Genomic DNA, 25047 nt, shown 5'->3' with positions numbered 1-25047 from the left:
GGCCGTTCCGGACGGAGCGGCCCCTTTCGCGTGCGCGTGGCCAGTACGTTCGGTGGCATGGTCTTGCATCAGGGGAACGCCGAGCGCCCGAACCGCGCGGCCGGGACGAATCCGCTGTACGCCGGGGCGAACCCCGCTCTCGCCGCGGGTTTCGTCATGCCGCACGACAAGCTGCGCGAAGACTCGCTGCCGCCGGACACCGCGCTGCAGCTCGTGCGCGACGAGCTGATGCTGGACGGCAACGCGCGGCTCAACCTGGCCACGTTCGTCACGACGTGGATGGAACCGCAGGCGCGCGAGCTGATGGCCGAGTGCGTCGACAAGAACATGATCGACAAGGACGAGTACCCGCAGACGGCCGAGCTCGAGCGGCGCTGCGTGAACATCCTCGCCGACCTCTGGCACGCACCCGATCCCGCGGACGTCATGGGCTGCTCGACGACGGGGTCGTCCGAAGCGTGCATGCTCGCCGGGATGGCGCTGAAGCGGCGCTGGAACCGCCACGGCCGCGGCGGCCGGCCCAACCTGGTGATGGGCGCGAACGTCCAGGTGTGCTGGGAGAAGTTCTGCGAGTACTGGGAAGTCGAGCCGCGCCTTGTCCCGATGGAGGGCGACCGCTACCACCTCACCGCCGAGGAGGCGGTGGCCCGTTGCGACGAGAACACGATCGGCGTGGTGGCGATTCTCGGCTCGACGTTCGACGGCAGCTACGAGCCGGTCGCGGAGATCACGGAAGCCCTGGACGCGCTGGAGCAGCGGACCGGCTGGAACATCCCGGTGCACGTCGACGGCGCTTCGGGCGCGATGATCGCCCCCTTCCTCGACCCGGACCTGGAGTGGGACTTCCGCCTGCCGCGCGTGGCGTCGATCAACACGTCGGGCCACAAGTACGGGCTGGTGTACCCGGGTGTCGGCTGGGTGCTCTGGCGCGACAAGGCCGCATTGCCGTCCGAGCTGGTGTTCAACGTCAATTACCTGGGCGGCGACATGCCGACGTTCGCGCTGAACTTCTCCCGCCCGGGCGCCGAGGTCGCGGTCCAGTACTACACCTTCGTGCGGCTCGGGCGCTCCGGGTTCGCGGCGGTGCAGCAGGCTTCGCGGGACGTCGCCACGCACCTGTCGTCCGGGATCGCCGGGCTGGGGCCGTTCTCGCTGCTGACCCGAGGTGACCAGCTGCCGGTGTTCGCGTTCACGACTGTTCCGGATGCCGGGTTCGACGTCTTCGACGTGTCCCGCCGGCTGCGCGAGCGGGGCTGGCTGGTGCCGGCGTACACGTTCCCGGAGAACCGGACGGACCTGGCGGTGCTGCGCATCGTGGTCCGCAACGGCTTCACGCACGACCTGGCCGACCTGCTGCTGGCGGACCTGGCCCGGGTGCTGCCGGAGCTGGAGCAGCTCGGCGGCCGCCCGAAGGACCCGGCCCAGGCGACGGCGTTCCACCACTAGCTCACCTCCACATCGCCAGGGCGGCTACCGGCGGGTAACGTCGAGGCCATGGGTGTCGCTGCTGACGAACGCCGGGCGCTGAGCGCGCTCTTCGAAGACCTCGGGCCGGATGCGCCGACGTTGTGCGAGGGCTGGACCACGCGAGACCTCGCCGCGCACCTCGTCGTGCGGGAGCACCGGCCGGACGCCGCGCCCGGCATCCTCGTGCCCGCGCTCGCCGGGTACACCCGAAAGGTGCAGGACCGCTACGCCGCCAAGCCCTGGGGCGAGCTCGTGGGCCAGGTCCGCAGCGGCCCGGCGAAGTTCTGGCCCACCGCGATCGGCCCGCTCGACGAGCTCACGAACACCGCCGAGTTCCTCGTGCACCACGAGGACGTCCGGCGGGCGCAGCCCGGCTGGGAACCGCGGCCCGCGGACCCCACCCGGGACGCCGCCGCCTGGAAGTCGGCGAAGCAGGCCGCCAAGCTGAACCTGCGCAAGGCGCCGGTCGGCGTCACCCTCCGCACGAAAGACGGCCGCGAGGCGGCGGTCAAGACCGGGCCCGACCCGGTCACCGTGGTCGGCGACCCGGTCGACCTGCTGTTGTTCGTGTTCGGCCGCGACGCCGTGAAGCTCGGCTTCGAGGGCGACGCGGCCGCCGTCACGAAGCTGCAGGCCGTGAACCGCGGACTCTGACCGTCACCCACCGCCCCACCGGCAGCGCGACCACGATCGCGGCCAGCACCAGGTGCACGGCCATGAACGCGACCGCGGCCGGCACGCTCGGCGGCCCGCCGAGGAACACGATCATGTGCGACGCCCACTTCAGCTCGGTCGGCTTCGTCCCCGCCGACCAGACGTCGTTGAGCGCCCAGAACGTCAGGTCGTTCACACCCGAGATGACCACCAGGATCGACGCGACGCCGACCTTGAGCACGTTCGCCGTCCGGCCGCCGCCGAGGCGGTAGGCCAGCAGCGCGAACAGCACGATGAACGTCGTCACGAACAGCTCGAACTGGTACACCGGCTGGAACGCGTCGTCGTTCGTGGGCGCTTCCCTGGCGAACTGCTGGACCCGCATGACCAGTTCCGTGTCCAAATAGGACATGTAGACGAACACCGCGAACACGATCAGGGCCGGCCCGAACCGCCCGCGCGGGAACAGCGCCACGGTCAGCACCGCGAAGACGAACGGGCACAGCTTGAACGCCCAGTCGCCGACGTTGTCCAGCGTCTGGTCCGGCGGCAGCACCACCATGATCAGCAGCGTGGTGACCACCGCGGGAACGGCGGCCACCAGCCACAGCCACTGCCGCCGCCGGTACAGCGCGGCGACCAAACCGGGTGCATCCAGGACGGTCACTCTTCCTCCAGCCGCGGCTTCTCCACCCAGAACGGGCCGAGGGCCAGCGCGTCGACGTCGGTCTTCAGGTAGCAGGCGATGGCGTCCTGCGGGCTCGCCACGATCGGCTCGTTGTTGTCGTTGAACGAGGTGTTGACCACCATCGGCACCCCGGTCAGCTTCTCGAACTCGCTGATCATCCGGTAGTACAGCGGATTGTCCTCCCGGCTGACGGTCTGCACCCGCGCGGTCCCGTCGACGTGGGTGATCGCCGGGACCTCGGCGCGCTTGTCCGGCAGGACGTCGAACACGAGCAGCATCACCGGCGACGGGTAGTCGCTGACGAAGTACTCGCCCGCGCGCTCGGCCAGGCACGAGGGCGCGAACGGGCGGAACGCCTCGCGGTGCTTGACCTTTTCGTTCATCCGCGTCTTCGACTCGGGGTCGCGCGGGTCGGCGACGAGGGAGCGGTTGCCCAGCGCCCGCGGCCCGCACTCCATCCGGCCCTGCACCCAGCCGACGATGCGGCCGTCGGCCACCTTCGCGGCGGTGTGCGCGGCGATGTCGTCGACGCGCGTGTACTCGACCCCGGCGTCCTGCAACGCCACTTCCATCTCGGCCTCGGTGTACTCGGGACCGGTGTAGGTGTAGCCCTCGCGCGGGCGCGGCCGGTGGTACTTGCCGACCGAGACCTCGAGCGCGGCGCCGAGCGCGCAGCCGTCGTCGGCCGCCGCGGGCTGGGCGAAGAAGTCCTCGAACGGCGTCTCCAGCAGGATCCGGCCGTTCATGACGCTGTTCAGCGCGACACCGCCGGCGACGCACAGCCGCTTCGACCCGGTCTCGCGCTGGAGCCACCGGGCCAGGTGCAGGCCGGCTTCCTCCAGCGTCACCTGCAGGGCGTAGGCGATGTCGCAGTAGTGCTGCGGCACCGGGTTCTCCGCCGTGACGCGGGTCTTCGGCCGGGCCGGGCCGAAGGTGTCGGTGAACTTCTTCGCCATCACGTGCTTGCCGGTCCGGTGGTGCCCGAACCAGCTGAGGTCCAGCTCGAACCCGCCGTCGTCGTTGAGGTGGATCAGCTGCTTGAAGGCGTCGACGTAGGTGTCCTCGCCCAGCGGCGCGAGCCCCATGATCTTGCCCTCGTCACGGGTCGGGTAGAAGCCGAGGTAGCCGGTGACGCCGGCGTACATCGCGCCGAGGGAGTGCGGGAACTTGATCCGCCGCAGGTCGACGATCCGGTCGCCGCGGCCGTGCGCGAGGTAGGTGGCCGTGCCGTCGCTGCCGATGCCGTCGAAGGTGAGCACGGCCGACTCCTCCCACGGCGAGATGAAGTAGCCGCTGGCCGCGTGCGCGCGGTGGTGGTCGACCAGGTGCGTCTTGAACTTCGTCGGACCGGTCCAGCCGACGGCTTCCTTGACGTCCTTCTCCAGCGTGTAGGAGCGCTTGATGTGCGCCAGGACCGCGCCGCCGACGTGGTAGTCGTCGCTGCCCGAGCCGCCGCCGGTCTTGAACGTGTCCACCATCCCCGCGGACCGGCCACCCTCGTCGCCGTTGGTGTTGCGGAAGACCTCCAGCGTGCCCGGGAAGTACCGGGCGAACACCTTGGCCGCGTGGATCCCTTCCTTCCAGCGCTGCCAGTAGTAGGCGACGTGGTCGACGTCGGCGAGGGTGATCCCGCCCTGCTCCAGGCAGAACTTGATGGCCTCGGCGGGGAAGCCGCCGTCGTGCTTGACGCGCGTGAAGCGTTCCTCTTCGGCGAAGGCGATGATCTCGCCGTCGCGCACGAGGGCCGCGGCCGAGTCGTGGACCCTGCTGATGCCCAGTACGTACATGACTTCCTCCCAGTGTGCAGACATCAGTGACGGCGGATCAGACGGCGCAGGACGGCCGCCTTGACCGCGAGCGCGAAGACGAGCGCGGCGAACCCGCCCACCGGCCCGAGCGGCGGGACGAGCAGGGCCGCGGCGGCGGCGGTCGCGACCAGTGAGACGACGGCGGCGCCCGACGTCAGCGTCAGCACCTTGCTGTTGGTGTTCTCGACGAGGAAGCTCGCGTAGATCCCGGTCGCGTACAACGCCGTCTCGACGAGCACGAGCACCCCGAGCACGACGTAGCTGTCTTCGTCGGTGAGCAACGCCCGCGTCGACGGCACCGCGAGCCCGGCGGCCAGCAGCACGGCGAACGCGATCCCGCCGCGCTCGACCAGCTTCAGCAGTTCGGCGGCCCGGGCCCGGCCGGCCGCCGCGCCGGTGCCGCGCATCCGCCACGACGCCGTCGGCTGGTGCAGTTTCAGCTGGTAGAACACCAGCGAGCAGAACGCGCTCGATACGAGCAGCGCCAGGTAGAACGGGCCGCTTTCGGTGGTCCGCCCGGACAGCGCGAACACGCCGAACACCGTCGACGTCGCGAGCACGTCGAGCACCTCGGTCAGGCCGAGCAGGACCGTGCTGCGCCCGAACGCCGGCAGGAGCCGGTGCCCCGGCAGCCCGCCGCCGCCCAGCCACGGCCGCGGCAGCAGCGCGACCGACGCGCCGAGGATCACCAGCAGCCCGCCGAGCAGCAGGGCCAGGTGCATCCCGGGTGGCCACCGCACCACCCACGTCACGCAGGTCACCACGCCGACGACGACCGAGCCTGCGGTGAACGCCAAGGCGTCCAATGCGGACTTGTCGCGCAGGCGGTGCAGGCCGGACACGGTCACCAGCAGGCCGCCGGAGATCGACCAGGCCGCCACGGTCAGGTACAGCGCCGCGTCCGAGCGCGGGGCCACCACGAGCGAGACGGCCATGGCGGCCAGCACCACCAGCACCGGCACCGCGGCGACCCGGACCGCGAGCGCGGCGACCGCGTCCCGGGTCAGCCGCAGCCGGGGGAGGGCCTTGAGCGCGGCCTTCTCCGCCGCGCCCGGGACGAAGTTGAGCCAGGTCATCAGGCCGAGCGCGTTCGCGAACCGCCCGTAGTCGCGGGCACCCCACGCGGTAATCAGGACCAGGCCCATCAGCTGGACCGACAACCGGAACGCGCCCCGGCCGGCGAGCAGCCGCAGCACCACCGCCGGCCGCGGCGGCGCCACGGCCGGCGCGGTGGTGGCCGAGGAGGGGCCCGTCACGGCAGGGGTACCGCCATGTCCTGCTCGTGGAGCAGGAACTTCAGCGTGCCGCGCACCGCGTTCTCCGCGGCGAGCAGCTCGGGCACCGAGTCGGCGGTGAGCACGGCGTACCCCAGCTTGTGGCCCGCCTGGTCGTACGGCCGTACGAAGGAACCCTCGTCGGCGAACAGGTGGAGCCCGACCAGCCCGGGCAGCGCGCGCACGTCCTCGACACCGTCCACTCTGGACAGGTGGCCGCCGCGGTCGGACGCGAGGACGTGCACCAGGGTGGGCTTCGGTTCGTGCAGGTCCAGCCGCACCTCGCCGCCGGTCGCGGTGGCGATCCCGGCGGCGATCAGGTCGGCGCCGTGGCACTGCGCGATCGCTTCCGCGAGCCCGTTCCCGCCCATGCGGGCCCCCATCTCGACGAGGTACAGCTGCCCGTCGCGGCCGAGCACGGCGTCCAGCGTGAGCGGCCCGCTCCGGTAGCCGAGCTCGGTGCAGATCAGGTCGAGGGCCTCGATCAGCCGCAGCTCGGCGTCCGCCGGCAGCGCGGCGGGCAGCAGGTGCGACGACGTCACGAAGAACGGCGGCGGCGTGAGGGTCCGTTCGGTGACGGCGTGGAAGACGACCCGGCCGTCGACGACCAGCGCCTCGATCGTGAAGTGGGTGCCGTCGAGGTGCTCCTCGACGACCAGCCGCCCGGACGGCGAGAACGCGAGCGACTCGGCGAACGCACTGGTCAGCCGGCCCGGACCGGGGCAGGAGACCACGCCCCGGCTGCCGGAGGAGTCGACCGGCTTGACCAGGGCGGGGAACCGCAGCTGCTGGGCCGCGTGGACCAGCTCCGGCCCGGGGCGGCCGCTGACGCTGCGGTAGCCCGGCAGGCCGAGGTGGTCGCAGAGGGCGCGGAACACGGCTTTGTCGGTCGAGGCCTCGACCGCGGCCACCGGCAGCGGATCCGGCATGCCCCAGTGCCGGGTCAGCCAGGCCAGTGCGGGCAGGCCGACGTCGCTGGCCGGGCACAGCACGCCGGCGAGGTCGTCGCGGCCGTCGAGCGCGGCCGCGATCTGCTCCGGTGCGCGCACGCTGACCTGCAGGAACTCGTCGGCGTACGCCACGGCCGGTGCGCCGGGCCGGACGTCGACGCAGAGCGTGCGGAACCCCAGTTCCCGCGCTCGCTCGTAGGTGCTGACCGAACCGTCCGCGCCCCCCAGGATCACCAGGGTTCTCGCCGGGCCGTTCTTCGAACTCGTCACGCTGAAACGCCTTTCCCCAGTTGCACATCGATGAGCCGGGGACCCGCCGGGTCCTCCGAAGTGAAGAGCCGGTCGTCCGCCTCGACGGCGAAGTTCGCTTCCCGGACGTAGAACTGCCGGGGCCGCGGCTGTCCCGCCCCGACCACGACGAGGTAGCGCACGGTCAGCGACAGGACGACCAGCAGCACGCTGAGCAGCGCGAACAGCAACGCGGCCGTGGCGCTCGCGCCGAGCAGCCCGAAGGCCGCCGCCGCGGCGGCCAGTACCCCGAGCCCGCCCGCGGACAGGGCGGTCGCGGACGCCGCCGTCGTCAGCCTCCGGGTGAACCCGACGAACAGCTCGATGGCGTGCGAAGCCAGGAAGCCGAAACCGACCTTCGATTCGCCGCGTTCCCGGGCCCGGTGCGCCACCTGGACGCAGGTGTACCGGCTGGTCAGCCGGGGAACCGTGGCCAGGAAGTACGGCGTGCCGAGCCGCAGGTCGACGATCCGGCGGGCCAGTTCGGTGCGGACCAGCCGGAACGCGGTCGCCCCCGGCGGGATCTCGATGCGCAGCACGCGGCGGCCGAGGAAGTGGAACGCGGCGGTGCCCCAGCGGCGCAGCAGCGGGTCCTGGCGGTTGGTGCGGACCCCGAAGACCGCGTCGTTGCCCTGGCGGGCCGCTTCGATGAGCTTCTCCGCCTCGGCGGCGGGGAACTGCTGATCGGCGTCGACGTGCAGGACCCACGGCCGGGACGCGTACCGGTAACCGGCCGAGAAAGCGGCTTCGAAACCGAAATTGCGGGTAAAAGACAGGTACCGCACGCGCGGGTCCGCGGCCGCGAGCGCGCGGATACCGGCGAGCGTACCATCGGTGCTTCCGTCATCGACGAAAATAAGTTCTAGCGAATAGTGGCCCAGTTCGTTGGTTATTTCCCGATAGGACGGCTCGATATTTTCAACTTCGTTGAAGCACGGCACGACCACGGTGAGTCCACAGTCGACCGGGTCGGGAAAAGTCGTGGTCATCTGCGGCGCCAACGGCGAGTTGCCGGATTTGTGTCCGCGCGCTCACCGACAGTGCAAATGCTGAACATGAATCCCCCAGTTGGATCCGGTTGGACAGCATGCCGTTTTACGGCATCGCCGAGTTATAAGCATGCGGATCGTCGATCAGGAGGGAATCCGGATGAATTAGTCCGATCAGACGCAGACTAAAGTCGTGAGCCATCCGGCATTCGGGCTTCCTGCAGGCGAAGTGCTTCCGCTGGCCCGGCGGATGACGCAGACTTCTCGGCCATGTGGAATCTGGGGGCGGGGGTCGTCTGGCGTGCTGCCTACGTCAGGGCGGTGCGGTCGGCGTTCGCCACGGTGCCGTTCTACCGCGAGCGCTGGGCGCTCGACGGCCGGGAGGACCCGGTCGTCGTGCCCGGTCGCACCGGGACGAACGGCGGCGCGGCACCCCTCGCGGAAGCTGTGCACAAACTCGTCGACCTCGTGCCGCTCGCCGGCGGCGCACCACGGCCCGACCCCGCGCGGGGGCTCGGCCGGGTGCTGCGGACGGCCCGGGCTCCCGGGCCCGGGAGCCTGGTCGTCCTGCTCGGGCCGGACGACTTGCGGCCGCCGTCCGACCTGCCGAAGGGGGTGCGCGGCTGCGTCGCGGACCCGGACGGGCCGGGCGTCGCGGTGCTTCGCGAGCTGACGGCCGTGCTGCACCGGGGGCACCGCGTGCTCGTGGTCGGCGAAGACAAGGCCATCACCGCGGTCACCGCCGCGGTCCCCGACGCCCACCGGCTCGAGGCCGTGCCGCACCGCGAACTGGACTCGCTGGACAGCGGCCCCTACGGCGTGCTGCACGACCCGGTGCTCGGGTACCTCGGCGCACTCGGGAACTGCGGCCGGTGGCACCTCGACTGGCCGCACGTGTACGCGCGGCCCACCGCCGGCGGGCTCGCCTTCACCTTGCTGCGCCAGGATTCCCCGCGGTTCGTGGACGTCCTCCCGGCCGGCGGGGTGCGCGGTGAAATCGCTCCCTGCCCGCGCCACGGCACCCCGGTCGTCCTGACATGAGGTTCGAGTTCCACGATCCCCGCGTGGACCCGGCCCCCGCGGGCTGGCCGGAGTTCTTCCGGACCGCGCGGCTGCACCCGGTGTGGGACTACGAGCTGTTGGGCCTCGAAGCGTGGGGCGCGCGCAACCCGCAGCGGATCGCCGTCGCGCGGGACGGCGGCGAGATCGTGGCCGGGCTGTCCGTGCTGGTCTGCCACCCGCGGCTGGCTCCGCGGTTCGCGCCCGCGCCGGGACGGCGATCGCTGCGGCCGATCTGGGCCGAGGTGTTCCTGCCGTGGCTGAGCGGCTACCCGGGCATCGTGTTCGCGCCGGGCTTCCCGGCAGGCGACCGGGCCACGCTACTCCGCGAGTTCGAACGGGCGCTGCGGCGTCACCTCGGGCCCGGCCTGCTCGGCGTCCTGTACCGCGCGATCGACGAGGAGTTCGCGGGGCACACCGCGGGCCTCGGCCGCCTGGTCCGGCCCGCGCAGTCGACGGCCGTGCTGGAGAACCGGTTCCAGTCCGAAGAGGACTGGCTCAAGACGCTCCCCGGCGCCCGGCGCTCGAGCCTGCGACGGCGGCGCCGCCGGATCGCCGAAGACCCGGAGCTGGTCGTCCGCGGGGGACCCGGCCGCGACGACGTCGACGGCGCCGAGGTCGCCGCCCTGGTCAAGGCGCACCGAGAGCGCTACGGGAAGCTTCCGCTGGACACGCGCACGGTCCCGTCGGCGGGCTTCCTGCACCGGTTCATCCGGCGGCCGGACGTGCACACCCTCACCTACGCCGACCCCAGCGGCCGGCTGCTCGCGGTGAATACCCTGCTCGACCACCCGGACAGCCCGTGCCTGCAGCACTGGGCGGCGCTGCCGCTGGACGAGCGCGGCCGGGGATCGGGGCTGTACTTCGATTCCTACGTCCGCGCGGTGCGGTTCATGACGCAGCGCGGGGCGAAGGAGCTGTCGGCGGGCCGCGGGATGAACGAGCTCAAGCAGGAGCTGGGGTTCCTGCCGCGCAAGCTCTACGCGGCCGCGGCACCGAGGCCGGTGCTCGGCCGATGACCGTGCTCGCTTCGACGACGACAGCCGTGGCCGTCCACGACCCGCGGACCGACCCGCCACCCGACGGCTGGGCCGCCTTCCGCAGCCGCTGCCTGCCGCCGGTGTGGGACTACGAGCTGCTGCGCCGCGAGGCCTGGCTGGCGAAGAACCCGCCGGTGCTCGCGGTCGTCCGGCGGGGCACCCGGGTCGTCGGCGCGCTGTCGGTGATGGTGTGCCGCGGCTGGGGCGCGCGGGAGTTCGCGCCGGTGTCCGGCGGCCGGTTCCCGCTGCGCTGGGCCGAGGTCTACCTCCCGCTGCTGAGCGGCTATCCCGCGTGCGTCTTCGACGACGACGTCGGCGCGCCTTCCCGGCGCGAGGCGATCCGCGAGTTCGAACGGGCGCTGCGGCAGTACGTCGGTGCCGGCCTGCTCGGGGTGGTCTACCGGGCGATGAACCCGGAGCTGGTGCCGGCGCTGACGGGCCGCGGCCGGATCAGCCGCGAGATCGATCCGGCCGCCGTGCTGCGCAACACCTACGCCACGCCGGCCGAGTGGGAGGCGTCGCTGAGCCGCGAGGTCCGGCGGTACCTGCACGCCGACGTCGCCACCGAAGCGGCGTTCGGGCGGACCGACCTCGACCCGCACGAGCTGGCGGTGCTGCTCAACGCCCACCGCGCCCGGCAGGACGAACGCGCGTGGGCGGGCGGGCAGCGCTCGCGCGTCGGCGGGCTGCACCTGGACACCCGCAGCCCGATCGCGTCCGGGTACCTCGACGCGCTCGTCCGGCGGCCGGACGTGCTGACCCGCACCTACCGCGACGGCGACGGCCGGCTGCTCGGCTTCAACACGATGATCGACCAGGAGAGCGGCTGCGCGGTGCACCACTGGGCCGCGCTGCCGAGCGCGGCCGGGGGCCGGAAGGGTCTCTATGTCGACTGTTACGCGAAGTGCGTAGCCCACATGATCGCCGCGCGCAGGCCGGAGCTGACCGCGGGCCGGGCCATGCTGCCCGAGAAGTCCGCGCTGGGCTTCGGCACGCGAAGCCTGTTCTCGGTGGCCGTGCCCCGGCCGGTGCTGGGCCGATGATCGACGTCCTCGACCCGCGCCACGACCCGGAACCCGGGTACTGGACGGCGTTGCGCGAGCGGGCCGGGCTCCGGGCCGACTGGAGCTGGGAGGTGCTGGCCACGCAGGCCTGGGCGGCGCGGACCCCGCAGCCCATCACGGTGTTCCGGGACGGGGACCGGCCGTGCGGGGTGGTCAGCGCCGCGTGGGTCACCGCCCGCACCCGGCGGTACCGCTTCGCGGGGGCCGGCCGGGGCCGGCTGGGCGGTCTCGACGTCCGGGGGCCGGGCGCGAGTTCGCAACCCGGCTGGTGGTTCGACGGCGACGACGCCGACGGCGGCGTGCGGCGGCTGCTCGAGACGTACGTCCCGGCGATGCGGGCCGAGCTCGGGCCCGGGTTCGGCGGGCTGCTGCTGCGGCAGGTCGGGGCGGCGGGGGAGGACGCCGTCTCCGGGCGGTTCCGGCTGGTGCGGCGGACCGAGGACGTCGCCGTGCTCGACGTCGGGGAGTTCGGCTCCCGCGACGACTGGATGAACTCCCTGGCCCGGAAGCGGAAGCAGAACCTGCGCAAGATCTTCCGCACCTTCGACGCCGACCCGTCGGTCGAGGTGCGGTTCGTGCCGGGGAAGGACGCCGACCCGGTCGCCGTCGCGGAGGTGCTCCGGGTGAACGAGCGCAAGCACCACGACGTGCCGATCGTGCCGCTCCCGCACTTCACCGGCTACCTGACGGCGCTGCTGCGCCAGCCCGACGTCGGGGTGATCGAGTACCGGGACACGCGGACCGGCAGGCTGATCGCCCTGGCGACGTTGTTCGACCACCCGGAGCAGCCGATCGCCCGGCACTGGGGTGCGCTCCGGCCGGAGGACGGCGGCCGGCCGAACCTGTACTTCCACTTCTACGGCGAAGCGGTGCGCTGGGCGATCGGGTGCGGGCGCACGTCCGTGGTGTTCGGCAAGAAGATGGCCGAGATGAAGGCCTCGCTGGGGGCGCGGCTGGTACCCCAGTACGCGGCCGCCATCCCGGCGTGGTGCTAGCTTCCGGGCGTCACCTACCTGCAGGAGCCGCCATGCCGATGATCAGCGTTGCCATGTTCCCCGGCCGGACGCCGGCCCAGAAGAGCGCTCTGGTCCGCGAGCTGACCGACGCCTTCGTCCGCACCTGTGGCGGCAAGCCCGAAGGCGTCCAGGTGACGCTGGTCGAGATCGGCGCCGACCACTGGGCGTCCGGCGGCGTCCTCTACTCGGACCGCTGAGAGGGCACTTTCATGTGAAAGTGCCCTCTCCGGGTCAGCGCAGGCCGAGGGCCCGCAGCGCGAAGTGGACCTCGATCGCGGTCTGCTTGATCGTCTCGGCGATCACCAGGGAGCCGTGGCCCGCGTCGTAGCGGTAGAACTCGTGGTGCAGGTCGCGGCCGCCGAGGCGGTCGAGATAGTTCTCGATCTGGCGGATCGGGCAGCGCGGGTCGTTGTCGCCGGCCAGCACGAGCACCGGCGCCGTCACGGCGTCGACGTAGGTGATCGGCGAGCACTCCCGGTACACCGCGGGCACGTCCTCCGGCGAGCCGCCGAAGAGCGCGCGGTCGAACGAGCGCAGCTGCTCCATCTCGTCCTCGTACGCGGCGACGTAGTCGGCCACCGGCACCCCGGCGACGCCCGCCGCCCACCGCGACGGCTGAGTGCCGAGCGCCAGCAGGGACAGGTAGCCGCCCCAGGAAGCGCCGTTCACGACGCACTTCGCGCGGGTCGCTGAGTCCGGTTTGGACGGCCCAGTCGTGCACCGAGGCGACGTCTTCCAGCTCGGTCAGGCCGGGGCGGCCCTCGATGGCGTCGCGCCAGGCCGAGCCGTAGCCGGTCGAGCCGCGGTAGTTGACCTCGACCACGGCGAACCCGGCGTCGAGCCAGGTCGCCCGATAAGCGGAGAAGCGGTCCTCGTCCGCCGCGTGCGGGCCGCCGTGCAGGGAGAACACCGTGGGCAGCGGGCCTTCCGGCGCGTCCGAGGGCCGCGAGACGAGCGCGTGGATCCGGCCGCCGACGCCTTCGACGAACGCGTCGGTCACCGGCTCCGACCCCGGCGCCCGCTCGCCCGGCGGCTCCAGGAGGATCGAGTCGGTGCCGTCGGTGGCCCGCGCCCGCACCGCGGCCGGCTCGGCGGCGCTGGACCACGAGTACTCGACCGTGCCGTCCGGACGGACGCCCGCCCCGCCGATCCGGCCGGCCGGGGTGTCCACAGAGGACAACTCAGCCGTCTCGAGGTCGTAGCGGTACAACGAACTGCGGCCTTCGTGGAAGTGGACGACGAGCAGGGCACGCGCGTCCGGGTACCAGCCGGCGACGACCTCGCCGGGCAGGTCCAGCTCGAGTTCGGTCTCGGTGCCGGCCCGGACGTCCCAGACGAGCAGCTCCTCGCGGCCTCGGCGCTCGTGCAGCACCAGCAGCCGTTGGTCGCCCGGCAGCGGGGAGAATTCGAGGGCGGAGAGGCCCTTGCCCTCGCCGTCCCACTTCTCGGCGACCGTCTCGAACCCGTCCGTCGCGAGCACCCGCAGCGCCGGGTGTCGCGAGTCGCCGTGCTCGGAGTGCGAGATCGCGATCAGGCTCTCGTCGCGGGACAGGGACGCGATGCCGGCGTCGTCCGGGTGGCTGTAGAAGCGGCGCGTCTCGCCGCCGATCCGGGCGAACAGCTCGCTGCCGTCGTCGGTCGAGACGCCGACCGCGACCAGCCGCGTGCCGATCTCGAGGCCGGCCGGGTAGCCGTCGTGGACGTCCGGGACGGCCTTCTCCGGCTTGCTGCCCTCGGTCGCGGCGAACGGCTCGCGCACCCAGGAGCCGAACTCGTCGCCGTCGGTGTCGTCGAACCACCAGATCCACTGGCCGTCGGGGGACGGCGTCGCGTGCAGGGTGCCGTTGGGCCGGTCGGTGACGCGGCGGTGCTCGTCCGTCGCGCGGTTCCAGGCGTAAACCTCCCAGACGCCGCTGGCGTTGGAGACGTAGACGTTGGCTTCTGGGGCGTCGCGGGCCCACTCGGGAACGGAGATGCGCGGGGCGTGGAAGCGGGCGCGCCAGCGGGCTTCGGCTTCGGCGTCGTCGAACAGCCGGTCCGGGACCACCGCGGGCGGATATTGGTTGGCTGACTGCGTGCTCACCCCTCGATCCTGCCACCTTCTGGCCGTACTGTGTGCGGGGTGCTGGAGGGTTACGCGCCGGGCTACGGTGCAGACGCGGTGTCGATGATGTCCGCGCGCACGGCGGCGGAGCGCGCGGTGTTCGCCCAGCCCCTGTTCCGGCCGGGCATGTGGGTGGTCGACCTCGGCTGCGGCCCCGGCTCGATCACCCTGGGCCTGGCCGCGGAGGCCCGGGTGGCGGGTGTCGACCGCGACGCGGGCCAGGTGGTCCTCGCCCGCGAGGCGGCCCGGCGCGCCGGAAGGTCCACAGTGGACTTCGTCGTCGGGTCGGCGTACGACCTGCCGTTCGCTTCCGGCAGCGTGGACGTGGCGTTCTCGCACGCGCTGTTCGAGCACCTGGCTTCTCCGGCCGACGCGCTGGCGGAACTGCGCCGGGTGCTCCGTCCGGGCGGGAAGCTGGCGCTGTCCACATCGGACTGGAGCAAGGCTCGCCTGCGCCCGAAGACGGCGAACGTCGACGCGGCGCTGAGAGGTCACTACCTCTTGCGCCGCCGCGCGGGTGGCGACCCGTTCGCGGGGCGGCACATCGCGGAGGAGTGCGTCCGGGCGGGCTTCACGGAGGTGGCGTCGCGGGCGAAGTACCGCGAAGACATGAGCTACCGCGACCTGGCGAAGTACGTGGAGTCGAGACTGGACGCGGCGATCGCGGACCCGGCGTACGCCCGCGACCGCGACCAGCTGGCGAGCGCGGCCCGTTCGGCCTGGGTGTGGACGCGCGGCGGTGACGGGGACTTCAGCCAGTGCTGGGTCGAAGTGACGGCGACCCGGCCCTGAGCGCGACACGCGGTAGCGCAGGGGGTCCAGGGCGGCGAAGCCCCCTGGCGGGGTTTGGGGTTCGACCCCAAAAAACACCGAGAGGGCCAGCGTGGTTGGCGCTTTCCGCCAACACACCGGCCCTCTCGGCGCTCTCGTCGGGGTGGCGGGATTTGAACCCACGACCTCCTCGACCCGAACGAGGCACGCTACCAAGCTGCGCCACACCCCGAGGTACTGCTTAACGGGTCGTGGAGAAGTCTAGCGGACGCTGTCTCGGGCTTTACGGGGGGCCGACTTATGGGGTTCGTTGGACCCCGATCCGCGCGGGACCAGCGTCAACAGGCTCGCCTCCGGCGGGCAGGCGAACCGCGCCGGCGCCCACGGCGACGTCCCCAAGCCGGCCGAGACGTGCAGCCACATGTGCGCCCCCCACCGTGAGGCCCCGCGCGCCCGGCTGCGATCCAGGTCACAGTTCGTGACGATGGCGCCGTAGCCCGGGAGCCGGAGCTGGCCGCCGTGGGTGTGGCCCGCGAGGACCAGGTCGTAACCGTCCGTGGCGAATGTGTCCAGCACGCGCGGCTCCGGCGAGTGCGTCACGCCGAGGCGGACGGCCGCGCCGCTGTCGGCCGGGCCCGCGATGTCGGTGTAGCGGTCGCGGCGCAGGTGCGGGTCGTCGACGCCGGCCGCGAACACCGGCTGCCCGCCGACGTCGATGGTGCGGCGCACGTGCGTCAGGTCGGTCCAGCCGTGCTCGACGAACGCCGCGCGCAGGTCGCGCCACGGCAGCTGGACGCCGTGGATGCGCTTCTTCTTGCCCCGCGGCATCAGGTAGCGGGCCGGGTTCTTCGGCTTGGGCGCGTAGTAGTCGTTGCTGCCGAAGACGAACACGCCGGGCCGGTCGAGCAGCGGGCCCAGCGCGCGCAGCACGGCCGGGGACGGCCGTCCGGTGCGAGAGGTTGTCGCCGGTGTTGACGACGAGGTCCGGGTTCAGCTCGTCGAGCGCGGCGACCCAGCGCTGCTTGCTGTGGTGGCCGGGCAGCATGTGCAGGTCGGAGACGTGCAGGATGGTGAACGGCCGCGACCCGGGGGCCAGAACGGGCAGTTCGGCGGTGCGGAGGGTCCAGCGGCGCCGTTCGATGCCGACGGCGTAACCGAGGGTGGCGACGCCGAGCGCCACCGTCCCCGCGGCGAGGCGCGCGGCGGTCGCCCCCGACGTGCGTGTGTTACTGAGCGTGCTCACAACCTCCAGGATACGTGCTCAACAGTTGGATGACTTCACCGCCGTTTCGGGGAACCTGCCGCTTAGCATTTGCGTCGGCCGGAGAAGGGTGTTCAAGCGGGGGGCTTGGGGAGAACGATGGAGCAGTTCGGGCCGTACCGGCTTGAAGGCGTGCTGGGCCGCGGCGGCATGGGCGAGGTCCACCGCGCGTACGACACCGCGCACGACCGCGTCGTCGCGCTGAAGCTGTTGTCCGAGCCGTTCGTCACCGACGAGGCCTTCCGCGCGCGGTTCCGCCGCGAGTCGCAGATCGTCGCGCGGCTGCGGGAGCCGCACGTGATCCCGATCCACGCCTACGGCGAGATCGACGGCCGCCTCTACCTCGACATGCGGCTCGTCGAAGGCCGTGACCTGAAGGAGCTGCTCCAGGACGGGCCGCTCGACCCCGCGCGAGCCGCCGGGATCGTGGCCCAGGTCGCCGGGGCGCTCGACGCCGCCCACGCCGACGGCCTGGTGCACCGCGACGTCAAGCCGTCGAACGTGCTCGTCACGAGCGCGGACTTCGTGTACCTGGTGGACTTCGGCATCGCGCGGTCGATGACCGCCGAAGGGACGTCGATCACCGGCACCGGCAACGTGATCGGCACCCTCGACTACATGGCGCCGGAACGCTTCGGCGACGCCCCGATCACCGGGCTCGTCGACGTCTACGCGCTGGCGTGCGTGTTCTTCGAGTGCCTCACCGGCCACCGCCCGTTCCCGGCCGAGGGCGCGGCCGCGCAGATGGGCGCGCACCTGACCGCGCCACCGCCGGTACTCTCCCGCGCGCGGCCGGGCCTCCCGCCGGCGCTGGACGCCGTGGTGACGCGCGGAATGGCGAAGGACCCCGCGGACCGGTACCCGACGGCGGGAGCGTTCGCCGACGCCGTCCGCGCGGCCGTGACCGCCCCGACGGCGCCGCCGATGCCGACGTGGCAGAAGACGCTGCCGGGCCCGGTGCCGCCGCCACCCACCCGGTCCGGGCCGATCCCGCTCGGCCCCCCGACCGCCCGCCGACCGGCTTCCACCCCGCGCGCCGCCCCCCGCCCGCCGGTTCACCGGGCCGTCGGCAAGTCTGCCCGGCCGCGCCGTACCGCCGAAGTCGCAGCGGAACCGTGGATCGCGCTGTCCGCCGCGCTGGCGGGGATCGTCGTGGTGTGGCGCGCTGGTGGTCACCTACGTCGTGACGCGGGACAGAACGACCCCCAGACCGCGGGGGGCCGGGCCGACGAACCCGCCCAGCCCCAGCGAATCTCCCACGCACTCCGTCGACGCCGCGGTCACCGGGCCACTTCGGACGAGCGACCGTCCACTTTGGACGGAATCGAAGCCGCCGCGCGACGAGAAGCTGCACGCCGCCTTGCCGCCGATCTACCGGACGTGCACCGACGTGGCGGCCCCCGCGGGACGGCCGCGGCGGTCGAGTGCGGCGCCTCGGCCGCCGGCGACGTCAAGATCGGCAACGTCTGGTTCCCGGAACCGACCGGCGCGCGGTTCCTCCGCTTCGCCGATGCCGCGGCGATGGACGCGTTCTTCCAGGACATCGTGAAGACGCAGGCCTCACCCGCAACGACGCCCAGGTGCGTGCCGCCCCAACAAGTACCCCAAGATCTGGGCACGTACTACCGGGCGGAGGTGCCCAACCCGGTCCCGGGCGAGTACCTGACCTGCTTCCTGGGCGACCCGGCCCAGCTGGTGTGGACGGAGAAGAAGAACCTGGTGGCGGGCATCCTGCTGTCCACGAAGGTCACCACGAACGACGATCTCGACAAGCTCTACGCGTGTGGAACTCGCTGATCCTGGTGGACATGGGAAGCAGTTGACCCCGTAGCCCCTCGTGAGTGGTAAGGCGGGTTCTAACCCGCCTTACCACTCACGAGGGCCGCGCCGGTGCTGGAGGGCAGTTGGCTAGCGGGCCGCCGCCCGTGTACTTCGGGTCCGGAGCGGGAAGCTCCATCCTCGGCTGGCTGGCGTCCATGATGTTCTTCATCGCGCCGAACCAGGTCCGGGCCGGTGCCTTGCCGCCGAAGATGTTGCCGCCGCCCAGGCAGACGCGGACGTTGCCCGGACCCGCGTCGCAGATACCGCCCTGGCCGCCGCCGAACTTGAACGTCATCGCCGCGCCCGCCAGCTGGGGCGTGCCGCCGACGAACGTGGCCGAGACGTTGCCCTGGGTCGTGCCCGTCTTGCCGATCATCGGACGGTCCCAGCCGACCGCGCTGGCCGCCTGGAACGACGTGCCGCCCGGCTGGTCGTCCTTGCTCATCCCGACGGCGAGGGTGTTCGCCAGGCCCTCGGGCACCGCCTGCTCGCACGGGGCTTCTTTGACCGGCACCGGGTTCCCGTTGCGGTCGGTCACCCCGGCGATCGGCGTCGGCGGGCACCAGACGCCGCCGGAGAGGATGGTCGCCGCGACGTTGCCCAGCTCCAGGCCGCTCAACGGGCTGAAGCCGAGGGTGAACGCACCCAAGCCGGGGCTGTTGCCTCGCGGGCCGTAGAACTCGGCCTGGCTCAGGCGCTTCTCCTCCCGCTCCGCCTTCGGGTCGACCGGCCCGCCCCCGATGTTGCTGGCCATCGTCTCGCGCATGCCGAGCCGCTTGGCCATGTCGATGGCCGGACCGGTGCTGCCGAGCCGGTCCTCGAGTTCCACGAACGTGGTGTTCGGGGACGTCGCCAGTGCGGTCTGGAGCGTGGCGTTCGCGGCGGTCTTGCTGTAGTCGGCCGCGTTGCCGACGCAGTACCAGTAGGTGCGGGGCTTGCCCGTCGGCGTGGTGCTGCAACCGCCCTTCTCGGTCGTGAAGACGCGCGAGGTGTAGGTCTCCGGCAGGTCCACCGGCGAGTAGATGCCCGCCAGCCCCTTGTCGAGCACGGCCGCACTGGTGAAGATCTTGTACGTCGACCCGGCACACCGGTGTTGTAGACACCCGCGGGCAGCGCGTAGGTCGTCTGGCCCTCGTCCTGGTTTTGGCCGTAGTCCCGGTTCGCCGCCAAGGCGACCACTTCGTGCCGGTCCTTGCCCGGTTTGACCAGCGACAACGTGTTCGCCACGTACTGCTGCGTCTTCTTGACCTGCGCCTCCGCCGAGACCTTCGCCTCGTGGTTGGCGCGCTCGTCCAGCGTGCTCTTGATCGTGTAGCCGCCGGTGTAGAGCTGGTCCTTGGTCATCCCGCCGGCCTTGAGGAGGTAGTCCTCGACGTACTGGCAGAAGAAGCCGGCCTCCGGGCCCGCGCCGATGCAGTTGGCCGGCGGCTTCTTCGGGGAGTCCGGGACCACGCCCAGCGGCTCGGCCTTGAAGCGGTCCGCGTCGGCCTTGGCCAGCTTCTTGTTGTCGACCATCCGGTCGAGCACCAGGTTGCGGCGCGCGGTGGCCTTGTCCGGGTGGTTCCACGGGTCGTTGTTGATCGGGTTGTTCACCAGGCCGGCCAGCAGCGCGGCCTGCGGCACGGTGAGAGCTTCTCCGGGGTCGTGTCGAAGTACGCGTGCGCCGCCGCGCCGATCCCGAAGATCTGCCGGGAGAACTCGACGATGTTGAGGTAACCGGCCAGGATCTGCTGCTTGGTCAGCTTCGTCTCGAGCTGGATCGCGATCCGCGCTTCCTTGAGCTTGCGGGCGATCGACTGCTCCTGGGCCTTCTTCTGGCCGACCTGGTCGGTCCGGTAGACCACGTTGATCAGGTAGTTCTTCACGTACTGCTGGGTCAGCGTCGAGGCGCCCTGGGTGTCGGCGCCGGTGCTGTTGCTGACGGCCGCGCGCAGCGTGCCCTGCCAGTCGACGCCGTGGTGCTCGTAGAACCGCTTGTCCTCGACCGAGACCAGCGCCCACTTCATGGCCTCGTTGACCTGGTTCTCGTTGATCGGCAGCCGGTACTGGTTGTACAGCGTCGCGATCGGCTTGCCGGTGTTGTCGGTGACCGTCGTCACCAGGGGCGGTGGGATGTCCGCGAGGTCGGAGGAGCTTCTCCACCGTCTCGCTGGCCTGGTTCGACATGACGCCGGCAGCCCCCACGACGGGAAAGAGCATGCCGGCGACGAGCACCCCCGCGAGCAGACAGAGGCCGATGAGCTTGAACAAACCATCCGCTTTTCGCACGAGGGCCAGGCTACCCGGAACGGCTCAGGCGCCGGTGACGCCGTGTCTCCACAGGTGTGGATTCAGTGACAAAACAGCCCCCCTTCGGTGACATCTGGTAACGGAAGGCATTCTGGGTCTCGACGGGGGGAACCGAGGGCCCCTACAGTCCGTCAACGTCTCACGAAGAAAAGCCGTCGGATGGATCAACGCGAGTGGGAGCTCGCCTGCTCCGTTCGGCGGCACCGGCACCGGGGAGGTGCCCGGGTAACCGACGTGAGCTGAGGGAGACACGCTCGCGGGGGCAGGGCGCGCAGTGCCTTTCCCCGCTGGTGCGTCGATCACCAGGGTAGGGAGCTGGGGGTATGGAAACCAACCAGTCGAGCTGGCGAATCAACGCGTCCTGCCGGGACGCCGATCCGGACGGCCTGTTCGTCCGGGGTGCGGAGCAGAACCGGGCCAAGGCGGTCTGCATGGGCTGCCCGGTCCGGACGGAATGCCTCGCCGAAGCACTCGACGGCCGGATCAACTTCGGCGTGTGGGGAGGCATGACCGAACGGGAGCGGCGGGCGCTGCTGCGCCGCCGCCCCGACGTGGTGAGCTGGGCGGAGCTGCTCGAAGCCGCCAAGCGGGACGCGGAGGAACGCGTCTCCGTCGGCTGAGCGTCCTGCCGCACAAACGCAGTGAATGACTCATTCCTGGCATCCGACGCCAGGAATGAGTCATTCACTGCATGCGGCGGGGTCAGCCGGCGAGCTTCACGCCGATGTCGCGCAGGCCGTCGAGGTCGTGCACGTCGCCGGCCAGTGCCGGCACCTTCGCCAGTGCCACCTCCGGGTGCGCCCTGGTGAACCGGGCCAGCAGCCGCTCCTCGCGCGCCGCCAGTTCGACGCGGTCGGCGTGCAGCCGCAGCACGGCCTCGGCCAGCGGGGCGTTCGTGTCGCCCTCCTGCAGCGACTCGGCCGCGGCCAGCGCCTCCGAGCCGGACAGCTTCGCGAGCACCGGGTGCGTCCGGTTCGCGATCAGCCCGGCCAGCGGCATCGACTCGGCCGACAGCCGCTCCACGAAGTAGGACGCCTCGCGCAGCGCGTCCGGCTCCGGCGCGGCCACGACCAGGAACGACGTCCCGGACGAGCGCAGCAGCTCCGCCGTCTTGCGGGCGCGCTCGCGGAAGCCGCCGAACATGCTGTCGAAGGCCTGCATGAACGCCGACGCGTCGGTCAGCAGCTGGCCGCCGATGATCGTCGACACGGCCTTGGCGAACATCGAGAACCCGGCGTTGACCACCTTGCGCAGGCCCCAGCCGCCGGCCTTCGCCGGCGCGGTGAGCAGCCGGATCATCCGGCCGTCCAGCGCGCTCGACAGCCGGGTCGGCGCGTCGAGGAAGTCCAGCGCGGACCGGCTCGGCGGGGTGTCGACGATGATCAGGTCCCACTCGCCGGTGGCGGCGAGCTGGCCCAGCTTCTCCATCGCCATGTACTCCTGCGTACCGGAAAACGACGTGGAAATCGTCTGGTAGAAGGGGTTCTGGAGCAGCTGCTCGGCGCGTTCCGGCCCGGCGTGCACGCGCACCATGTCGTCGAAGGTGCGGCGCATGTCGAGCATCATCGCCCAGAGCTCGCCCTTGGGCTCGAACCCCTCGACCTGCACCTGCTTCGGGTGGTTGCCGAGTTCGCGCAGGCCGAGCGCCTGGGCCAGCCGCCGGGCGGGGTCGATGGTCAGCACCACGGTCTGGCGGCCGCGCTCGGCCGCGCGCAGGGCCAGCGCCGCGGCCGTGGTCGTCTTGCCGACGCCGCCGGAGCCGCAGCAGACGATCACGCGGCTCTCCGGGGCGTCGAGCAGGGCGTCGATGTCGATCGTGGTCACAACCGCACCCCCTGGTCGGTCAGGGCTTCCGCCAGTTCGTAGAGGGCGGCGACGTCGATGCCGTCGGTCACGTCCGGCAGCTCAAGGGTGGGCAGGTCGGCCTCGGCGAGCTGCTCGCGGGCCCGCTGCTCGGCGGCGACCCGCACGGCGTGTTCGACAGTTTCTTCCACGAGCGCGTCCAACGTGTCTTCCGGCAGTTTCAGCCCGGCCGAAGCGAGCCCGGTGCGCACGCGCGAGGCGTCGACGCGCCCGTCCGCGGCCGCGGTGATCGAGCGGGCGGGCAGCCGCTCCGGCCGGACCCGGTTGACCAGCACCGCGCCCGGGCGCAGGTCGGCGCCGTCCAGCTCGGCCACGGCCTCGACGGTCTCGCGCACCGGCATCTCTTCCAGCAGCGTGGCCAGGTGCACGGCGGTCTGGCCGGAGTGCAGCAGGCGGACGACGCCGTCGGCCTGGCCGCGGATCGGGCCGGTCTTCGCGAGGTCGGTCAGCGCCTTGGTGACGTCGAGGAACTTGACGACCCGGCCGGTCGGCGGCGAGTCGACGACGACGGCGTCGTAGGTGTGCCGCCCGTCGGACTCGGTCCGGCCGACGCACTCCTTGATCTTCCCGGTGAGCAGGACGTCCCGCAGGCCGGGGGCCAGGGTGGTGGCGAACTCGATCGCGCCCATCCGCCGCAGCGTCCGGCCGGCGAAGCCGAGGTTGTAGAACATTTCGAAGTATTCGAGCAGCGCGGCTTCGACGTCGATGTGCAGTGCGCGCAGCTCCCCGCCGCCCGGGACGGCGGCGATGCGCTGCTCGGCGTAGGGCAGCGGCTCGGTGTCGAAGAGCTGGGCGATGCCCTGACGGCCTTCGACCTCGATGAGCAGCACCCGGCGGCCTTCGCGGGCCAGCGCGAGCCCGAGCGCGGCGGCGAGGGTCGTCTTCCCGGTCCCGCCCTTGCCGGTGACGAAGTGCAGCCGGGCGCGGGCAAGCTCGTCGGTCCAGCCGGCGTGGGAAGCGGTCACTTCTTCACCCTAATTCAGCGCTCAACCGGCCAGCAGCATGACGCTGACCGCAGCCGCCACGACGGCGACGAACGCCCAGCTCACGGCCCCGGGCAGCACGGTCAGGGTGAGCACGCCCACCACGACCAGGAAGGTGAGGGTGACGACCCCGCCGAGCGCGACGTTGCCGGAGCTCTGCGTCCGGTCGCGCACCTTCGCCATCACGACGAGCACCAGCGGCAGCCCGGCCGCCGCGAGCAGCGCCGTCGCGATCACCCGCCACGTTTCCATGAACCCACGCTAGCGACGCCCGACCGGGCCGCGCTGAGGGTGAGATGGGACACACCTCGGCGCGTCGCGGCCCGTTTTCCGGCGGCCGTCCCCGCCGCTCTTGCCCGCTTGGCTACGCTCCCGGTTCATGAGCGCCACCAAGTGGGAGTACGCCACCGTCCCTCTGCTGATCCACGCCACGAAGCAGATCCTCGACCAGTGGGGCGAGGACGGCTGGGAGCTGGTCACCGTGCTGCCGAACCCGAGCGGCGAGCAGCACGTCGCGTACCTGAAGCGTCCGAAGGGCTGACCCGGTGACCTGGAGCGAACGGCTGAAGGAGCTCGGCATCGAGCTCCCCGGCGTCGCGGCCCCGCTGGCCGCGTACGTGCCCGCCGTCCAGAGCGGCAAGCACGTCTACACCTCCGGCCAGCTGCCTTTCGTCGACGGTGTGCTCGCCGCGACCGGCAAGGTCGGCGCGGAGATCAGCCCCGAAGAGGCGAAGGGCCACGCCCGCACCTCCGCGCTCAACGCGCTCGCGGCCGTGCACGCCCTGGTCGGCATTGACAACGTCGCGCGGATCGTCAAGGTTGTCGGCTTCGTGGCTTCCGCGGAGGGCTTCACCGGCCAGCCTGCGGTCGTCAACGGCGCGTCCGAACTGCTCGGTGAGGTCTTCGGCGACGCGGGCATCCACGCCCGCTCGGCCGTCGGCGTCGCGGAGCTGCCCATCGGCTCGCCGGTGGAGGTCGAACTGATCGTGGAGGTGCAGTGATGGACCCGGACATCGAGCAGTCCACCCACGAGCTGCTGATCCGGCTGGCCGGGCGGCTGCCCGACCAGCTGCTGTGGCGGTTCCGCGACTGGCTCGGCGAGGGCGCCATGGGCACCCTCGCGCGGACCCTGCCGAGGTCTTTGCTTAAGCACAGGATCGACCTCGACCAAACGGAGTACCGGCTGCTCGTGGCCGGTCTCATCCCGCACGGCGCCGACTGGCACCAGGTCAGTTCGACGCTGGGGGTAGACGACGTCTCCGAGAACCGGTACACATTCACGTCGAGTGCGCCCGAATGGGTTAACTCGGTCGACTCCGTGTCCGTGTTGATCCACGCAACGTTGCGAGGACGCCCGGACGTGGGGGAAGTGCGGCAGAGCTGGCGACACGTCGGTGTGGTCGGGCAGGGCACCGCCAAGCGCGTCCTGCTGATCACCGCGCAGGCGGGGCTGCCGAGGTTGACCGGCGAACTGCAGCGGGTGCTGCGGGTCCTGGGCGACGAAGAGCCCAGCGTCGAGGTCATCCCGCCGCGCTTCGACCTGCCGGGGTACCACCGGGCCGCGCTGGCCGACTCAGAGCTGGTCTGCGTGGGCGCCGTGGCGGGGTCCCGGCTCGTAGCCGCATAACGCTCGCCCGCCAGCGAGCTGGGAGGGAGCA

At 71.7% G+C, this 25047-nt stretch carries 21 protein-coding genes, 1 tRNA gene and 3 pseudogenes; 13 read left to right on the top strand and 12 right to left on the bottom strand.

What is annotated here, in order from left to right:
- The first annotated feature begins 57 nt into the window (after nt 1-57).
- The gene (locus ACFPLC_RS11755; protein ID WP_378203161.1) at nt 58-1446 is read left to right on the top strand and encodes a glutamate decarboxylase; all 1389 of its coding nucleotides are present in this window, start codon (nt 58-60) and stop codon (nt 1444-1446) included.
- A gap of 48 nt (nt 1447-1494) precedes the next feature.
- Nucleotides 1495-2121 carry a TIGR03085 family metal-binding protein gene (locus ACFPLC_RS11750; RefSeq protein ID WP_378203158.1) on the top strand — a complete coding sequence of 209 codons (627 nt, stop codon included), beginning with the start codon at nt 1495-1497 and terminating at the stop codon, nt 2119-2121.
- Here the strand turns inward: ACFPLC_RS11750 and ACFPLC_RS11745 are convergent.
- Genes ACFPLC_RS11745 through ACFPLC_RS11725 form a run of 5 tightly spaced genes read right to left on the bottom strand, consistent with a single transcriptional unit; the run spans nt 2087 to nt 8118 of the window.
- Entirely contained in the window at nt 2087-2788 is a 702-nt protein-coding gene (locus tag ACFPLC_RS11745) for a hypothetical protein (protein WP_378203155.1), read from the bottom strand. The genes ACFPLC_RS11750 and ACFPLC_RS11745 overlap by 35 nt on opposite strands.
- Complete coding sequence (locus tag ACFPLC_RS11740) at nt 2785-4596, bottom strand: carbamoyltransferase family protein (RefSeq protein ID WP_378203152.1); 1812 nt, start codon at nt 4594-4596, stop codon at nt 2785-2787. Before ACFPLC_RS11740 ends, ACFPLC_RS11745 begins: the two co-directional genes overlap by 4 nt.
- A gap of 23 nt (nt 4597-4619) precedes the next feature.
- Nucleotides 4620-5873: a hypothetical protein gene (locus ACFPLC_RS11735; RefSeq protein ID WP_378203149.1), complete on the bottom strand. Its 1254-nt coding sequence runs from the start codon at nt 5871-5873 to the stop codon at nt 4620-4622.
- Nucleotides 5870-7111: an ATP-grasp domain-containing protein gene (locus ACFPLC_RS11730; RefSeq protein ID WP_191312718.1), complete on the bottom strand. Its 1242-nt coding sequence runs from the start codon at nt 7109-7111 to the stop codon at nt 5870-5872. Before ACFPLC_RS11730 ends, ACFPLC_RS11735 begins: the two co-directional genes overlap by 4 nt.
- Nucleotides 7108-8118 carry a glycosyltransferase family 2 protein gene (locus ACFPLC_RS11725; protein ID WP_378203146.1) on the bottom strand — a complete coding sequence of 337 codons (1011 nt, stop codon included), beginning with the start codon at nt 8116-8118 and terminating at the stop codon, nt 7108-7110. The genes ACFPLC_RS11730 and ACFPLC_RS11725 overlap by 4 nt, the downstream gene beginning before the upstream one ends.
- A 321-nt stretch (nt 8119-8439) precedes the next feature.
- Here ACFPLC_RS11725 and ACFPLC_RS11720 point away from each other — a divergent pair, with 321 nt between their 5' ends.
- From ACFPLC_RS11720 to ACFPLC_RS11700, 5 genes are read left to right on the top strand one after another with little or no spacing between them, the layout of a single operon-like run.
- Nucleotides 8440-9159 carry a hypothetical protein gene (locus ACFPLC_RS11720; RefSeq protein ID WP_378203187.1) on the top strand — a complete coding sequence of 240 codons (720 nt, stop codon included), beginning with the start codon at nt 8440-8442 and terminating at the stop codon, nt 9157-9159.
- A complete protein-coding gene (locus tag ACFPLC_RS11715; protein WP_378203143.1) occupies nt 9156-10196 on the top strand; it encodes a GNAT family N-acetyltransferase in 1041 nt (346 codons plus the stop codon). Before ACFPLC_RS11720 ends, ACFPLC_RS11715 begins: the two co-directional genes overlap by 4 nt.
- The gene (locus tag ACFPLC_RS11710) at nt 10193-11260 is read left to right on the top strand and encodes a hypothetical protein (RefSeq protein ID WP_378203140.1); all 1068 of its coding nucleotides are present in this window, start codon (nt 10193-10195) and stop codon (nt 11258-11260) included. The genes ACFPLC_RS11715 and ACFPLC_RS11710 overlap by 4 nt, the downstream gene beginning before the upstream one ends.
- On the top strand, nt 11257-12276 hold the full coding sequence (locus tag ACFPLC_RS11705) for a GNAT family N-acetyltransferase (RefSeq protein ID WP_378203137.1): 1020 nt from the start codon (nt 11257-11259) through the stop codon (nt 12274-12276). Before ACFPLC_RS11710 ends, ACFPLC_RS11705 begins: the two co-directional genes overlap by 4 nt.
- A 32-nt stretch (nt 12277-12308) precedes the next feature.
- A complete protein-coding gene (locus ACFPLC_RS11700; RefSeq protein ID WP_191312711.1) occupies nt 12309-12494 on the top strand; it encodes a tautomerase family protein in 186 nt (61 codons plus the stop codon).
- A gap of 34 nt (nt 12495-12528) precedes the next feature.
- On the opposite strand, the pseudogene ACFPLC_RS11695 reads toward ACFPLC_RS11700, so the two are convergent.
- Nucleotides 12529-14380 (bottom strand): annotated as a pseudogene (locus tag ACFPLC_RS11695) (S9 family peptidase).
- 39 nt (nt 14381-14419) lie between these two features.
- On the opposite strand from ACFPLC_RS11695, the gene ACFPLC_RS11690 reads away from it, so the two are divergent.
- Entirely contained in the window at nt 14420-15193 is a 774-nt protein-coding gene (locus tag ACFPLC_RS11690) for a methyltransferase domain-containing protein (protein ID WP_378203130.1), read from the top strand.
- 137 nt (nt 15194-15330) lie between these two features.
- Here the strand turns inward: ACFPLC_RS11690 and ACFPLC_RS11685 are convergent.
- Nucleotides 15331-15404 (bottom strand) — tRNA-Pro (locus ACFPLC_RS11685).
- Nucleotides 15405-15433: 29 nt separating this feature from the next.
- Nucleotides 15434-16415 (bottom strand): annotated as a pseudogene (locus tag ACFPLC_RS11680) (metallophosphoesterase).
- Nucleotides 16416-16532: 117 nt separating this feature from the next.
- Here ACFPLC_RS11680 and ACFPLC_RS11675 point away from each other — a divergent pair.
- Entirely contained in the window at nt 16533-18230 is a 1698-nt protein-coding gene (locus ACFPLC_RS11675; protein WP_378235807.1) for a protein kinase domain-containing protein, read from the top strand.
- A gap of 76 nt (nt 18231-18306) precedes the next feature.
- Here the strand turns inward: ACFPLC_RS11675 and ACFPLC_RS11670 are convergent.
- A pseudogene (locus ACFPLC_RS11670) lies at nt 18307-20522 on the bottom strand (transglycosylase domain-containing protein).
- A gap of 344 nt (nt 20523-20866) precedes the next feature.
- Here ACFPLC_RS11670 and ACFPLC_RS11665 point away from each other — a divergent pair.
- Nucleotides 20867-21163 carry a WhiB family transcriptional regulator gene (locus tag ACFPLC_RS11665; RefSeq protein ID WP_103340124.1) on the top strand — a complete coding sequence of 99 codons (297 nt, stop codon included), beginning with the start codon at nt 20867-20869 and terminating at the stop codon, nt 21161-21163.
- Nucleotides 21164-21245: 82 nt separating this feature from the next.
- Here the strand turns inward: ACFPLC_RS11665 and bagB are convergent, their stop codons facing one another.
- Genes bagB through ACFPLC_RS11650 form a run of 3 tightly spaced genes read right to left on the bottom strand, consistent with a single transcriptional unit; the run spans nt 21246 to nt 23641 of the window.
- On the bottom strand, nt 21246-22367 hold the full coding sequence (gene bagB, locus ACFPLC_RS11660; protein WP_378208090.1) for an ATPase BagB: 1122 nt from the start codon (nt 22365-22367) through the stop codon (nt 21246-21248).
- The gene (gene bagA / locus ACFPLC_RS11655; protein WP_378208087.1) at nt 22364-23371 is read right to left on the bottom strand and encodes an ATPase BagA; all 1008 of its coding nucleotides are present in this window, start codon (nt 23369-23371) and stop codon (nt 22364-22366) included. The genes bagB and bagA overlap by 4 nt, the downstream gene beginning before the upstream one ends.
- Nucleotides 23372-23392: 21 nt before the next feature.
- The gene (locus ACFPLC_RS11650) at nt 23393-23641 is read right to left on the bottom strand and encodes a hypothetical protein (protein WP_378208084.1); all 249 of its coding nucleotides are present in this window, start codon (nt 23639-23641) and stop codon (nt 23393-23395) included.
- Nucleotides 23642-23768: 127 nt separating this feature from the next.
- Between ACFPLC_RS11650 and ACFPLC_RS11645 the strand changes: the two genes are divergently transcribed.
- From ACFPLC_RS11645 to ACFPLC_RS11635, 3 genes are read left to right on the top strand one after another with little or no spacing between them, the layout of a single operon-like run.
- A complete protein-coding gene (locus ACFPLC_RS11645; RefSeq protein ID WP_003068074.1) occupies nt 23769-23930 on the top strand; it encodes a DUF4177 domain-containing protein in 162 nt (53 codons plus the stop codon).
- A gap of 4 nt (nt 23931-23934) precedes the next feature.
- Complete coding sequence (locus ACFPLC_RS11640) at nt 23935-24390, top strand: RidA family protein (RefSeq protein ID WP_103340129.1); 456 nt, start codon at nt 23935-23937, stop codon at nt 24388-24390.
- Nucleotides 24390-25016: a hypothetical protein gene (locus tag ACFPLC_RS11635; RefSeq protein ID WP_191312695.1), complete on the top strand. Its 627-nt coding sequence runs from the start codon at nt 24390-24392 to the stop codon at nt 25014-25016. Before ACFPLC_RS11640 ends, ACFPLC_RS11635 begins: the two co-directional genes overlap by 1 nt.
- Nucleotides 25017-25047 lie beyond the last annotated feature (31 nt).

Origin of the sequence: Amycolatopsis plumensis (genome assembly GCF_042652605.1) — a bacterium.
GTDB classification, from domain to species: domain Bacteria; phylum Actinomycetota; class Actinomycetes; order Mycobacteriales; family Pseudonocardiaceae; genus Amycolatopsis; species Amycolatopsis plumensis.
Note: the sequence above shows the minus strand (reverse complement) of the source record. Positions and strands in the feature narration are given on the sequence as shown.